The 13,725-nt window shown below is 71.5% G+C and carries 13 protein-coding genes; 4 read left to right on the forward strand and 9 right to left on the reverse strand.

Annotation, left to right across the window (positions count from 1 at the left end; all coding sequences use genetic code 11):
- Positions 1 to 2: 2 nt before the first annotated feature.
- The 9 genes from TSH58p_RS01425 to TSH58p_RS01470 all read right to left on the reverse strand — a co-directional run bounded on the left by TSH58p_RS01425 (position 3) and on the right by TSH58p_RS01470 (position 9,204).
- Complete coding sequence (locus TSH58p_RS01425; RefSeq protein WP_109469052.1) at positions 3 to 386, reverse strand: MaoC family dehydratase; 384 nt, start codon at positions 384 to 386, stop codon at positions 3 to 5.
- A 26-nt stretch (positions 387 to 412) separates the two neighbouring features.
- Positions 413 to 829 carry a Zn-ribbon domain-containing OB-fold protein gene (locus TSH58p_RS01430; RefSeq protein WP_109469053.1) on the reverse strand — a complete coding sequence of 139 codons (417 nt, stop codon included), beginning with the start codon at positions 827 to 829 and terminating at the stop codon, positions 413 to 415.
- Between the two features lie 2 nt (positions 830 to 831).
- Positions 832 to 1,980, reverse strand: a complete 1,149-nt coding sequence (locus tag TSH58p_RS01435; protein WP_162600003.1) for a thiolase family protein — start codon at positions 1,978 to 1,980, stop codon at positions 832 to 834.
- On the reverse strand, positions 1,977 to 2,825 hold the full coding sequence (locus tag TSH58p_RS01440; protein ID WP_109469054.1) for an IclR family transcriptional regulator: 849 nt from the start codon (positions 2,823 to 2,825) through the stop codon (positions 1,977 to 1,979). The genes TSH58p_RS01435 and TSH58p_RS01440 overlap by 4 nt, the downstream gene beginning before the upstream one ends.
- A 243-nt stretch (positions 2,826 to 3,068) precedes the next feature.
- Positions 3,069 to 4,235, reverse strand: a complete 1,167-nt coding sequence (locus TSH58p_RS01445; RefSeq protein WP_109469055.1) for an iron-containing alcohol dehydrogenase — start codon at positions 4,233 to 4,235, stop codon at positions 3,069 to 3,071.
- Positions 4,236 to 4,385: 150 nt separating this feature from the next.
- Positions 4,386 to 5,108 carry an ABC transporter ATP-binding protein gene (locus TSH58p_RS01455; protein ID WP_109068214.1) on the reverse strand — a complete coding sequence of 241 codons (723 nt, stop codon included), beginning with the start codon at positions 5,106 to 5,108 and terminating at the stop codon, positions 4,386 to 4,388.
- On the reverse strand, positions 5,101 to 6,897 hold the full coding sequence (locus tag TSH58p_RS01460; protein WP_109068213.1) for an ATP-binding cassette domain-containing protein: 1,797 nt from the start codon (positions 6,895 to 6,897) through the stop codon (positions 5,101 to 5,103). Before TSH58p_RS01460 ends, TSH58p_RS01455 begins: the two co-directional genes overlap by 8 nt.
- A 9-nt stretch (positions 6,898 to 6,906) precedes the next feature.
- On the reverse strand, positions 6,907 to 7,830 hold the full coding sequence (locus tag TSH58p_RS01465) for a branched-chain amino acid ABC transporter permease (RefSeq protein WP_247873840.1): 924 nt from the start codon (positions 7,828 to 7,830) through the stop codon (positions 6,907 to 6,909).
- 162 nt (positions 7,831 to 7,992) lie between these two features.
- Entirely contained in the window at positions 7,993 to 9,204 is a 1,212-nt protein-coding gene (locus TSH58p_RS01470) for an ABC transporter substrate-binding protein (RefSeq protein WP_109068212.1), read from the reverse strand.
- A 553-nt stretch (positions 9,205 to 9,757) separates the two neighbouring features.
- Between TSH58p_RS01470 and TSH58p_RS01475 the strand changes: the two genes are divergently transcribed.
- Genes TSH58p_RS01475 through TSH58p_RS01490 form a run of 4 tightly spaced genes read left to right on the forward strand, consistent with a single transcriptional unit; the run spans position 9,758 to position 13,724 of the window.
- Entirely contained in the window at positions 9,758 to 10,693 is a 936-nt protein-coding gene (locus TSH58p_RS01475) for a thiamine pyrophosphate-dependent dehydrogenase E1 component subunit alpha (protein WP_109068211.1), read from the forward strand.
- A 6-nt stretch (positions 10,694 to 10,699) separates the two neighbouring features.
- On the forward strand, positions 10,700 to 11,674 hold the full coding sequence (locus tag TSH58p_RS01480; protein ID WP_035681241.1) for an alpha-ketoacid dehydrogenase subunit beta: 975 nt from the start codon (positions 10,700 to 10,702) through the stop codon (positions 11,672 to 11,674).
- A gap of 26 nt (positions 11,675 to 11,700) precedes the next feature.
- Entirely contained in the window at positions 11,701 to 12,489 is a 789-nt protein-coding gene (locus TSH58p_RS01485; protein ID WP_109068210.1) for an enoyl-CoA hydratase/isomerase family protein, read from the forward strand.
- A gap of 2 nt (positions 12,490 to 12,491) precedes the next feature.
- A complete protein-coding gene (locus TSH58p_RS01490; RefSeq protein WP_199230020.1) occupies positions 12,492 to 13,724 on the forward strand; it encodes a dihydrolipoamide acetyltransferase family protein in 1,233 nt (410 codons plus the stop codon).
- The last annotated feature ends 1 nt before the right edge of the window (position 13,725 follow it).

A 13,725-nucleotide genomic window follows, 5' to 3' on the forward strand; every position in this document is an offset into this window, starting at 1 on the left:
GGTCAGGCCGCCCACAGGATGGTCATGCGGCCGCGGAAGCAGGGGGTGCCGTCCTCCCCCACCGTCTCGGTGTCGAAATGGACCCAGCGGCGGTCGCGCTTCAGCTCCTTTCCGGCGCAGGCGATGCGGGTGGTCAGCCGCTCCCCGACCACCGGGCGGCGCAGCATCTCGTAACGCTGGGAGCCGTGGATGTTGCCCGGCGGGCGCGGCACGACGAGGCTGGAATAGGCCCTCATGCTGGCCACCGCGATCATCCCGGCGGGCATCCGCCCGTCCGGAGGGTCGTCGGGGTAGAGGCTGGTCCAGCGCTCCATCAGGGCGTCGGACAGGTGCAGCTCCTGGGCGCCGAAGGCGGCGCCCTCCCGGAGCGTGTCGAACAGATGCATGGATGGTCCCTCCCGAAGGGTTGGGTTCACTCCACCAGGGGCCGGACCTGCGGCAGCGCGCCGCCGCCGGCCAGCGGCTCGAACAGGACGCGGACGCGCAGGCCGATGCGGGCGTCCGACGGCGGGCAGCCGCGCAGATTGACCATCAGGCGGAAGCCCTCGTCGAAATCGACCAGCGCCAGCGCGTAGGGCACGTCCGCCTTGAAGGCCGGGGTCGGCGCCCGGTGGACGATGGTGAAGCTGTGGATGGTGCCGAGCCCGTTGGACCGCTCGGCCACCGGCCCATCGGCCCGGCAGGCGGTGCAGAAGGGCCGCGGCGGGAACTGCACATGCCCGCAGGCGGCGCAGCGCTGATAGGTCAGCACCCCCTCCGCGCAGGCGTCCCAGAAGGCGCGGGTGTCGGCGGTGATCAGCGGGGCGGGTTTGAGATCGGTCGCGGTCATCGTCAGGCCCTCCCCAGGATCAGCGAGCAGTGGGCCGACAGGATGCCGCCGTCGCCGTGGACGAAGGCGGTCTCCGCCCCGGCCACCTGCCGGGCTTCGGCCTCGCCGCGCAATTGCCGCACCGCCTCGACGATGTGGAACATGCCGCCCGCCGCCCCCGAATGACCGTAGGACAGCAACCCGCCGTGGGTGTTGCAGGGCAGGACGCCGTCCAGTTCCAGCGCGCCGTCGAGGATCGCCGGACCGGCCTCCCCCTTCGGGAAGAAGCCGATGGATTCCAGCTCGGCCAGCAGGGTGATGGTGAAGCTGTCGTAGATCTCGGCCACGTCGATGTCCGCCGGGGTCAGCCCGGCCATGGCGAAGGCCTGGGCCGCCGATTGCCGGCAGCCGAAATCGGTCAGCGAGGGCATGGCGAAAGCGTGCTCGTGCGTGTTCATCTGGCCGTGGCCGAGGATCGACACCGCGCGGTCGCTGCGGTCGGCCGCCGCGTCGGCGGCGCTGATCACCAGGGCGGCCCCGCCGTCCGAGACGAGGCAGCAGTCGAACAGCCGCAGCGGGTCGGCGATCATGCGGGCGGACAGCGCCTGCTCCATGGTCAGCGGGTCGCGGGCCTGGGCGTTGGGGTGGCGGCGCGCGTGGCCGCGCTGGGTGACGGAGATGGCGGCGAGATGCTCCGCCGTGACGCCGCGCTCGAACATGCAGCGCCGGGCGACCAGCGCGTAGGCCGCGGGGATCGACATGCCGTAGGGGCGCTCGAACTGCGGGTGCCCGACCTCGGCCAGCGCGGCGACGGCGCCGCTGCGCCCCAGGCCGGTCAGGCGGTTGTCGGCGCAGACCGCCAACACGTTGCGGCAGATCCCCGCCCGCACCAGCGCCGCCGCCTGCATCACCAGCGCGCAGGCGGTCGCCCCGCCGGCCTGGACGGCGGCGCTGTAGGAGGGCGCCATGCCGAAATACTCGTTGAAGACCGACGACAGCATCAGATGCGGCTCGGCCAGCGAATAGGCGCAGAGCACGCCGTCCACCTCGTCCGTCCGCAGGCCGGCGTCGGCCAGGGCGGCGGACGCCGCTTCGGCGTGGAGCGCCATGCAGCCGCTGCCCTCCAGCCGTCCGACGGCGGTGTCGGCGGCGCCGGAGATCACTGGGGTCATCGCGTGGTCTCCCGTGGGGAAAGGGGAGCGGCGGCCCGGCCCGGCCCAGCGAGCAGCCGTCCGAGGCGCCGCGTCGTGTCGCGCAGGTCGGCGGCCATGGCCGCGGCCCGCTCGTCGGAGAACTGCGCGGTCAGCCCGACCGCCGACAGCGCCAGGAAGGGCCGGCCCTCGGCGTCGAGGATCGGGCTGGACACCGTCGTCACGCCGCGCGTGAAGCCGTCGCGGTCCACCGCGTAGCCGGCGGCCCGCGCCTCCTCCACCTCGGCCAGGAATTGCTCGAAGGGCGACGGGTTGTCCTGGCGGATGGCGGCGTACTGGCGGCGCATCTCCTCCACCAGCAGGCCGGCGTGCGCCGCCATGCAGCGCCCCAGCGCCCCGACCAGCAGCGGCAACCGGTGGCCGATCCGCATGTGGATCTGGATGGCCGAGCTGGACACCGCCTGATCCACCAGCATGACGCGGTGGTCGCTGACCCGCAGCCACGCCGTCATCGGCGTCTGCCACGCGGCGGCCAGCCGTTCCAGCTCCGGATGGAGCAAACGGGTGTAGCCGACCTGATCGAGCGCGCTGCCCGCCAGCTCCAGCAGCCCGGCGCCCAGCCGGTAGGCCTTGCCGACCTCCTCGAACTGGACCACCCGCTCGGCGGCCAGGGTCTTCAGGATGTTGAAGCAGGTGCTCGGGTTGAGGCCGAGCGCGCGGGCGACCTGCGCGCTCGACACCGCCCCGTCCTGCGCCGCCAGATGACGCAGGATCGCGAAGGCGCTGACCACCGCGCCGACCGGCTTGCCGGCGTTGAAGGTCGTCGAAAGGGTGAAGGACTCCCGGTCCTGGTCGTCGGTGAGCATGGCGCGCTCTCCGTTCTCTATTGAGAATTCTATTTTCTATGAAGATTATGGGTGCGCAAATATTGTTGGTCAAACGAATTGTCTGACCTTTGCATTGTTTGGAATGCATACCCCCATAGTCATTTTGCACGGCTTCTCCCCTCCACATCCCGAACGCAAAACGGCCCCGCCGGGAGGGGCGGGGCCGTTCGGGCCGCAGAGTGGTGCCGCAGAGTGGTGCCGCAGAGTGAGGGCGCGTGCCGGTCACCAGGCCAGTTCGAGAATTGCCCGGACGTCGTCCTCCCCGGTGATCGGCCGCGGGTTGCTGCGGACCATCATGTTCTGCATGGCCCCGGCGGCGATGGCGGCGAAATGGTCGCGCGTCACGCCGACCGCCCGCAGGCTGTCGGGCTGCCCCAGGGCGCGCACCAGATCGGCGACCGCCGCCGCCGCGTCGCCGTCCTCCCGCCCCAGCGCCCGCGCCACCAGCCGTTGGCGGTCGGCGTTCACCGGGTGGTTCCAGCGCAGCACGCTGGGCAGCATGACGCAGGAGCAATGGCCGTGCGGCACGTTGGCGACGGCGCCGAGCTGGTGGCCGATGCCGTGGCTGGCCCCCCACTCCACCCGGCCCAGCCCGGTCGAGGCCAGCCAGACGCCGAGCTGGCTGTCCAGCCGCGCGTCGAGATCGTCCGGCCTCTCCCGGTTGGCGGGAAGGGAGCGCGCCAGCATCGCCAGCCCGTGCAGGCAGGTCGCGTCGGTGAAGGGCTGGGGCTTGCGGGAGCAGATTGTCTCCACCGCGTGGTCGACGGCGCGGATGCCGGTGGACAGCCACAGCCGCTCCGGCGTGTGGACGGTCACGGCGGGGTCGAGGATGACCACCTGCCCGCCGATGCACCGCCCGGTGTAGAGATCCTTGACCCGTCGGTCGGGGTCGGTGGCGCCGCCCAGGTTGGAGAACTCCGCCCCCGACAGGGTGGTCGGCACGATGATCTGGCGCAGCGGCGGGTCCTTCACCGGCGGGACGATGCGGGTTCCATCCTCGGCGACCCGGATGCGCACGGCGTCGAATCCGGCGGTGTCGGTGATGCCCTCGGCCAAGGCGACCAGGGCGACCTTCACCGTGTCCATGGGGGTGCCGCCGCCGACGGTGACGATCAGGTCCGGCTCCAGCCGCCGCACCTCCTCGACCAGCGCCAGGACGGAGGCGCGCGGCACATGCTCGACGCAGGAGTCGAAGACACCGGCGCACCCCGCGCCCAGCGCGTCGCGGATGGCGGCGACGACGCCGGTCCCGCGGCTCAGCGTCCGGCTCGCCACGATCAGCGGGCGCCGGCTGCCCAGCTTGGCGACGGTTTCCGCCACCGCCTCCGCCGCCGGGCGGCCGTAGATGATGCGATCCTGCGCCAGGAACTCGTAGACACCCGACTGCATGGTGGTTTCCTCCCGTCGTTGATTGGGGATACTTGCCCCCACCCTAACCCTCCCCCGCTGGGCGGGGGAGGGGACTGCCGCCGCTTCGCAAAAGGCACCCTCCCCCGCCCAGCGGGGGAGGGCCGGGGTGGGGGCAAGCGCAGCAACCACTCACCCACCCAGATAGGCGGCCGAAAGCGCCGGGTCGGCGGCCAGCTCCGCCGCCGGGCCGCCGCGCACCACTTGCCCGCGCCGCAGCACGCAGCCGGAATGGGCGACGCGCAGGGCGATGGCCGCCACCTGCTCGCACAGCAGGATGGTGGTGCCGCGCTCGCGGCAGACGGACTCGATGAAGCCGAAAATCTGCTGCACGATCACCGGGGCCAGCCCGAGCGACGGCTCGTCGAGCAGCAGGTAGCGCGGCTCGTGGATCAGCGCCGCCGACAGGATGACCATCTGCTGCTGCCCGCCCGACAGCATCCCCGCCGGGGTCTGCCGCCGCGGCGCCAGCATCGGGAACTGCTCGTACACGCGGTCGGCCACCGCGCGGAAGTTGCCGCCCCGGTTGCGGAAGTCCCAGGCGACCTTCAGGTTCTCCTCCACCGTCATGCGGTGGAACAGCCGCCGCCCCTCCAGCGCGTGCGACAGGCCGCGGCGCGCCCGCTCGTGCGGGGGAAGCCGCGTGATGTCGTCGCCGTCCAGCGTGATGCGCCCCGCCGTCGCCGGGACAAGGCCGGACACCGCCTTCATCAGCGAGGATTTGCCGGCCCCGTTGGCGCCCAGGATGGCGGTGATGGTCCCCGGCTCCGCGCGCAGCGAGACGCCGCGCACCGCCTCCACCGGCCCGTAACGGACCTCCAGCCCGTGGATTTCGAGACCTGTGGTGTCAGGCATGAACGGCCTCCCCCGGATGGGTTTCGGTGCCGAGATAGGCGGCGACCACCGCCGGGTCGCGGTACATGCCGGCCATGCCGCCCTGGTAGATGACCCGCCCGCTGTCCAGCACGACCACGCGGTCGACCAGCTCGTTGAGGAAATCCATGTGATGCTCGATCAGGATCACGCCGACACCCCGTTCCTTCAGATGGCGGACCAGACCGCCCAGCCGTTGCAGTTCGACCTCCGACAGGCCCGCCGCCGGCTCGTCGAGCATGACGAGGCGCGGATCGGCGAGGATGACGCGCGACAGCTCGGTCATCCGCTGGTCGCCGTAGGGCAGGTCGCGCACCGGCGTGTCGGCCAGATGCGACAGGCCGGCCATGGCGATGATGGCGTCGGCGCGGCCCAGCATGGCGGCGTCCTCGCGCAGGGTGCCCGGCAGGTTCAGCGCCGCCGCCAGCGGGTTCTGCCGGTAGAGCCGGTGCCCGCCGAGCAGCACGTTCTCGCGCACCGTGAAGGCCGGGACGAGCCGCGGGTCCTGGAAGGTGCGCAACGCGCCCCGCCGGGCCACCGCGTGGTCGGGCAGACCGGTGATGGCGGCGCCGTCGAAGGTCACGCGCCCGTCGCCCGGCCGGTAGATGCCGCTGATGATGTTGACCAGCGTGCTCTTGCCCGAGCCGTTCGGCCCGACGAGGCCGAGGATCTCCCCCGCCCCCACGGTGACCGAGGCGTTGTCGAGCGCCCGCAGCCCGAGGAAGCTGATGGACACCCCCTCCGCGCTCAGCAGCGGCCCGCTTCCCGACGCCGCCGGAGGATCGGGCGGCGGAACCGGCAGCGGCGCCACGTCCTTGGCGAAGCGCGGGCGCGGCAGCAGCAGGCCGGCCAGACCGCGCGGCAGCAGGACGAAGGACAGCAGCAGGATCAGGCCGTAGACCATGAACTGGTACTCGGCGAAAATCTGGAGCTTCTCCGGCAGATAGGTGAAGACGACGGCGCCCAGCACCGGCCCGGCCAGCGTGCCCAGCCCGCCGACCACCGCCATCACCAGCACCTCCACCGAGCGGTGCAGCCCGAAGGTCTCCGGCCCGAGATAGCCGACGAGGTGGGCGTAGAAGCCCCCCGCCAGACCGGCCAGCGCGGCGCTGAGCATGTAGGCGTTCCGCTTGGTGCGGGCGCGCGGCACGCCGATGCTGCCGGCCGCCACTTCGCTGACGTGGATGGCGAAGAAGGCCCGCCCGAAGGGGCTGGTGACGAAGTTCCGCAGCAGCCAGACCACCCCCGCCACCACCGCCAGCATGATCTGGAAATAGGCGGTCGGGCCGACGGACCAGCCGAACAGGGTCAGCGTGCGCAGGCCGGGCGACGGCACGCCGCTCAACCCCATCATGCCGCCGGTGACCGAGGTCCACTCGCGCACCACCTCGTAGAAGATCATCCCGAAGCCGAGCGTCATCATGGCGAGGTAGAACTCGCGCACACGCCCGGCGGCGAAGGACAGCAGCCAGCCGCTCAACGCCCCCATCGCCGCTCCCGCCAGCAGGGTCAGCGGCAGCGGAAGCCCGAAGTTCTTCATCAGCAGGGCGGAGCCGTAGGCGCCGATGCCGAGAAAGCCGGCGTGGCTCAGCGAGATCTGCCCGGCGACGCCGGTCAGCAGGTTGATGCTCTGGGCCAGCAGGACGTTGACGAGGAGGAAGGACCAGATCTGCACGGTGGCGCCGCTGACGAACTCCGCCGCGACGCCAAGCGCCAGCAGCAGGGCCGCGACCACCGGGGTCCGGGTGAGGAAGGAGAGGAGATTCCGCATCGCTGGCCCTTACACCTTCGTGAATTCCTTGCGGCCGAACAGGCCCTGCGGGCGGATGGCGAGGATCACCATCAGGATGGCGAAGGCCATGCCGTGTTCGGCGGCGGTGGAGACGTAGCCGCCGACCAGCTTCTCGATGACGCCGAGAGCGATGCCGCCGACCAGGGCGCCCGCGGTGTTGCCCATGCCGCCGAAGACCGCGGCGACGAAGCCCAGCACCATCAGGTTGAAGCCGAAGCTGGGATCGACGGTGCCGGTGATCTGCGCCACCATCACCCCGGCGATGCCGGCCAGCACGCCGCTGGCGACGAAGGACAGCACGATCACCCGGCGCACCGGGATGCCGGCCAGCGCCGCCGCGTCGGCGTCGTGCGACACCGCCCGCACCGCGCGGCCCCAGGCGGAGCGGCGCAGGAACAGCTCCATCGCCACCATCAGGGTGAGCGACAGGCCGAGCACGGCGAGATACTGCGACGACACCTGGACCCCGGCGACGTCCACCGAATCCAGGCTGTCGAAGACCAGCGACGGGAAGGCGATGGCCTGCGACCCGAAGACGGTGGAGACGAAGCCCTGGAGGAAGATGCCGAGCCCCAGCGTGGAGACCACCCAGCCCATGCTGTCGCCGGACTTCAGCAGCGGGCGGATGGCGATGCGCTCCGCCACCACCATCAGCCCGCCGGCCAGCAGGATGCCCAGCGGCACGGCGAGGGCCGCGGGCATCCCGGCCCCCAGCATCGCCACCGTCGCCACCGAGGCGGTCATCAGCAGCGAGCCCTGGCCGAAGTTCAGCGTGCGCGTGGTCCAGAAGGTCAGCGACAGCCCCATGGCGATGAGCGCGTAGACCGCGCCGACGCAGACGCCGGCGAAGATGAGTTGCAGCACGAAATGCATGGCGTCGTCCTTGTTGTCCCTCTCCGCCCGTCGCAGCACCCGCTTTTGAGTCCCCTCTCCCCTCTGGGGAGAGGGTTAGGGTGAGGGGGCCCCGCATCGCCTGCGCTTTCCGTCCCCCCGACATCCCCCTCACCCCGACCCTCTCCCTAGAGGGGAGAGGGGGGATCGCTCTGGGGACGAAAGGAAGAGAGGGGAACCCCGTCAGTTCTTGACGATCGTCAGCCCGATCCTGTCGCCGGTCTTGGCATACTCGAAGATCGCCACGTCCTCCGGCGCGATGGCGTGGTGCTTGGTGGCGGAGAAGGAATAGGTCGCGTTCACCCCGCGCAGGCCCTGGATGCCCTCGATGGCGGTGGCGATGGCCTTGGGATCGGTGGAGTTGGCGCGCTTGATGCCCTCGAACAGCACGTCGGCGGCGTCGTAGGCGTTGCTGACCGACAGCGACATGAAGATCTGCGGGCGCTGCGGGTCGTTGCCCCACCAGCGGTCGGTGCCGTACTTGGCCTTGTAGGCGTCGGCGAAGCCCTGCGCCGCCGGGTTCAGCGTCTCCTCGCCGAAGACGTAGACCATCGAGCCGCGCGTGCCGGTCACCAGTTCTCCGGCGGCCTCCTGGTAGGGGATCGACAGGGCGCCGTTGGAGGCGACCAGCGGCACGTTGAAGTTCAGCCGCGCCATGGTGCGGCGGATCACCGCCAGATCGGCGCCCAGCCCGACGCAGACCACCACGTCGGCCCCGGCCCGCTGGAGGCGGGCGACCTGCGCCGTTACGTCCTGGGCGCGCTGGTTGTAGGTTTCCGTCGCCACGACGGCGCCGCCCGCCGCCTTCAGCTCCTTGGCGATCATGTCGGCGCCGGACACGCCGTAGGCCGTGCTCTCGTGCACCAGCCCCGGCTTCTTGAACTGCCGGGCGACGTAGCGGCCGAGCACCGTCGATTCGACGTCGTTCTGGAGCGCGAAGGAGAAGACGTTCGGGCGCGGCTTGCCACCGTCCGGGTAAGTGACGGTCGGGGTCTGCGCCACCGGGTTCATGTAGGGGCGTCCGTCCGCGGCGGCCATCTCGATCACCGCCAGCGTCGGGCCGCTGCCCGCCGGGCCGATGATGGCGACCAGCTCCTTGTTGTCGAGCAGCCGCCGCATGTTCTGCACCGCGCGGTCGGGCACCAGCTGGTCGTCGAGCAGCATCGCCAGCTCGACCTTCTTGCCGTTGATGCCGCCCTTGGCGTTCCACTTCTCGATGGCGAGTTCGACGCCGCGCCGCCCGCCCTCGCCATACTCGTTGTAGGGGCCGGTCAGGGCCGAGGTCATGCCGATCTTGATGGTGTCCTGCGCGGCGGCGGACCCGGCGGACAGGGCGAGCGCCGAGGTCAGCGTGACGGCGGCCCCGAGCAGGCGGATGACGGAACGACGGTGCATGGCGCTTTTTTCCTCCCTTATGCGGCGGAGCGTGCTGCCTCGCCTTTTGAATGAACCATGAGTCATTTTTCATTGAGAATGTAACGCGGGCAAACTGTCAGCGCAACGGCATATTTGAGGGAGGGGCAAGGCGGGAGCCCCCACCCCACACCCTCCCCACCGGGCCATCGCCATTGGCCTTCACAAGCCCTCCCCTCCAAGAGACCGATTGGAAACGCCCATTTCCAGTTCGCCCCCATTTGGCCGTCACCCTAACCCTCTCCCCAGAGGGGAGAGGGAACTTACGATGGTTCCGCCCAGCAGCAGGGGGCCGGGGTGGGAGCAAACAGACTGCTTGACTGAAACATGAATCATCATTCATTGTTTGGTCGACCAACGGAGCATCGACTCCGCACCGCGCTGTCCCACGCACCGGCGGGGCGCGGAAGAAACGCGAAGGGAGGCATCCATGCCGTCATCCGCCGCACAGGCAGACCCCACTCCACCGGCCCCGGCCGCTGCGATCCCGGCCCCCACGATCCCAACCGACCGGCGGCTGGCGCTCCACCGCACCATGCAGACGATCCGGGCGACCGAGACCACCCTGTCCCGGCTGTTCGCCGACGGCGAGATTCCCGGCTTCATCCATCTCAGCGTCGGGCAGGAGGCCGTCGCCGCCGGGGTGGTCGGCGCGCTGGGGCCGCAGGACAGCTTCGCCACCACCCACCGCGGCCACGGCCATGTGCTGGCGCGCGGCGTGAAGCTCGACCTCTTCTTCAAGGAGATCATGGGGCGGGCCGGCGGCATCTGCGGCGGGCGCGGCGGCTCGATGCACGTCGCGGACCTGTCGCTGGGCGTGCTGGGGGCCAACGGTATCGTCGGCGCCGGGCTGCCGCTCGCCACCGGGAGCGCGCTCGCCCACCAGACGCGGCGCACCGGCGGCGTGGCGGTCGCCTTCTTCGGCGACGGCGCCATGGCCGAGGGCGCGCTGCACGAATGCCTGAACATGGCGGCGCTGTGGAAGCTGCCGATGGTCTTCGTCTGCGAGAACAACGGCTGGTCGGAATTCTCGCCGACCTCCACCCAGTTCGCCGCGACGCTGGACAAGCTGGGCGCCGCCTTCGGCGTGCCGCACCGGAAGGTGGACGGCAACGACGTGGCCGCGGTGGCCGAAGCCGCCGCGGATGTGGTGGAGGCCGCCCGCGGCGGCGGCCCGCGCATCCTGGAATGCCTGACCACCCGCTGGCACGGCCATTTCGAGGGCGACCCGCAGCGCTACCGCAACGCCGACGAGATCGCCGGCCTGCCCCAGAACGACCCGCTGCGCCGCTCCGCCGAGGCGCTGCTCGCCGCCGGGGTCGAGGAATCGGCGCTGGCCGCCCTGGTCGATGCGGTGGACGCCGCGATCCGGGAGGCGCTGGAGGCCGCCCGCGCCGACGCCCTGCCCGACGTGGACGCCGCCTTCCGCGACGTCTACACGCCGACCGCCACCCTCACCGCCGGGGCCTGACCTCCGATGCCGAAGCCTTTGCGCTATGTGAACGCCGTCGCCCAGGCCCTGAACGACGCGATGGCCGCCGACCCCGCCGTGATGCTGATGGGCGAGGACGTGGCCGCCGCCGGAGGGCCGTTCAAGGCGACCCGCGGCCTGCTCGACGCCCACGGGCCGGAGCGGGTGCGCGACACGCCGATCTCCGAGGCCTCCCTGGTCGGCGCCGCCGTCGGAGCCGCGCTGACCGGCATGAAGCCGGTGGTCGAGATCATGTTCATGGATTTCGTGACCCTGGCGATGGACGCCGTGGTCAACCAGGCCGCCAAGGCGCGCTTCATGTTCGGCGGGCAATGCAGCGTGCCGATGGTGCTGCGCACGCCGCACGGCGGCGGTCTGAACGCCGGGCCGCAGCATTCGCAGTGCCTGGAGGCGTGGTTCGCCCATATCCCCGGCCTGCGCGTCGTCTGCCCGGCCACCGTCGCCGACGCCTACAGCCTGCTGCGCGCCGCCATCGAGGCGCCGGACCCGGTCGTCGTCGTCGAGAACAAGGCGCTCTACGCGCTCCAGGGCGACATCGACGTGAACGCCCCCCGCGAGGTCGGCAAGGCGCGCATCGACCGGGCGGGCCGCGACGCCACCATCGTCACCTACGGCGCCACCCTCTACGCCGCCCGCGCCGCTGCCGACCGGCTGGCCGCCGAGGGCATCGAGGCCGAGATCGTCGATCTGCGCTGGATTCAGCCCTGGGACGAGGAGGCCGTCTTCGCCTCCGTCGCCAAGACCCACCGGGTGGTCATCGCGCACGAGGCGGTGCAGGCCTTCGGCGTCGGGGCGGAGATCGCCGCGCGCATCGCATCGGACGCCTTCGACGACCTCGACGCCCCGGTGCTGCGGGTCGGCGCGCCCTTCATGCCCATCGCCTTCGCCAAGACCCTCGAAGCGGCCTATCTGCCCGACGCCGACCGGATCGTCGCGGCGGTCAAGAGCACGCTCGCCTGAAACCGCCCCACGGGAGGACCAGCATCATGACGGACGAACGCCCCATCCTCACCAGCCGCGACGGCGCCGTGGGCCTGATCACCATCAACCGCCCGGCGACGCTCAACGCGCTCGACGTGCCGACCCTGCTGGAGCTGGAACGGGCTCTAAGCGAGTTGGAGGCCGACGACGGCGTGCACGTCATCGTCGTCACCGGGGCCGGCGAGCGCGCCTTCGTGGCCGGCGGCGACATCGCCGACCTCGACAGCCGCCAGGGCCTCGCCCACTATCTCGACTTCGCGGAGGTCGTGCACCGGGTGTTCCGCCGGTTCGAGACCTGCGACAAGCCGACCATCGCCGCCGTCAACGGCTGGGCGCTCGGCGGCGGGACCGAGCTGGTGCTGTCGCTCGACATCCGCATCGCCGCCGACAGCGCGAAGTTCGGCCTGCCGGAGATCAACCTCGGCCTGTTCCCCGGCGCCGGCGGCACCCAGCGCATCCTGCGCCAGATCCCGGCCTGCCGGGCGCGCGAGCTGGTCTTCACCGGCGACCAGTTCACCGCCGCGGAGGCCGTCGCCTGGGGGCTGGTCAACCGCGCCGTGCCCAAGGCCGATCTGCTGGCCGAGGCGATGGCGACCGCCCAGAAGATCGCCGCCAAGTCGCCGCTGATCCTGAAGCTGACCAAGCGCACGCTGCGCCACGGCGCGGAGATGCCGCTCGGCGCCTCGCTGGCCTACGAGCAGGCGATGATCGGGCTGGTGCTCGACAGCCGGGACGCGCACGAGGGCTGCCGCGCCTTCCTGGAGAAGCGCAAGGCCGCCTTCACGGGGCAATGACCATGGTCCGCGAACTGGTGATGCCCAAGCTGGGGCTGACGATGACCGAAGGGGTGCTCGCCGAATGGCGGGTGTCGCCCGGCCAGCCCTTCCGCAGCGGCGACGTGCTGCTCGTCGTCGAAACCGACAAGATCGCCTCGGAGGTCGAGGCCGACAGCGACGGCGTGCTGATCGAGACGACCATCCCGGCCGGCGAGACGGTGGCCGTCGGCACCCCGATCGCCCGTTGGTCCGCCGATGGCGCGGGGGCTGCCCGCGCTCCGCAACCGGCGGAGGCGCCCGCCGCGAAGGCCGCCCCGGCACCCGTTGCCGCCAACGCACGCCCCCTGCCCGCCCCGGTCCGCGCCAACGGGGAGCGCATCCTGTCGACACCGCTCGCCCGCCGACGCGCCGAGGGGCTCGGCATCGATCTCGCGACGGTGGCCGGAAGCGGCCCGCGTGGCCGCATCAAGGTGGCCGACGTCGAGGCGGCGGCGCAAACGCGGCCGGCGCCTCAACCAGCGCCTCCGCCGCCGAAGATCGAGACTTCCGCCGGTGAGCGGTCGAAGCCCACCACCCTGCAGGCGACCATCGCCCGCCGCCTGACCGCCGCCAAGCGCGACGTGCCGCACTTCTACCTCGCCGCCGAGGCCGAGGTGACCGAATTGGCCGCCCTGCGCGACCGGCTGAACGCCGACACCGAATCCGGGCTCCCGCGGATTTCGATGACCCATCTTGTGCTGGCCGCGGTCGGACGGGCGCTCGCCGCCATGCCGGAGATGGACCGGGTGTGGGATGACGCCGATGGCGGCACGATCCTCGCCCTTGGCCGGGGCGACATCGGCATGGCGGTGGACACGCCGCGCGGGCTGGTCGCCCCGGTGCTGCGCGGGGCGGCGGCCCTGCCGCTCGACCGGCTGGCGGCGGAGGCCGCGTCGCTGACCCGCCGCGCCCGCGATGGCCGCCTGACCGAGGAGGATTTCCAGGGCGGCGCCGTCACCGTGTCGAACGCCGGCATGCACAACGTCACCTACATGACCTCGATCATCAACCCCGGCCAGTCGAGCATCCTCGGCGTCGGCAGCGTCCGCCCGGTCTTCCGCCCCGACGCGGCGGGCGCGCCGGTGCTGCGGCGCGAACTCGGCCTCGTCCTGTCGGCGGACCACCGGCTGTTCGACGGGGTGACCGCCCTGGCCTTCCTCAACCGCATCATCGCCGGGCTGGAGCGGCCGTTGCGCCTGCTTCGCGCCGCCTGAC

This window comes from Azospirillum sp. TSH58 (genome assembly GCF_003119115.1).
Classification (GTDB): Bacteria; Pseudomonadota; Alphaproteobacteria; order Azospirillales; family Azospirillaceae; genus Azospirillum.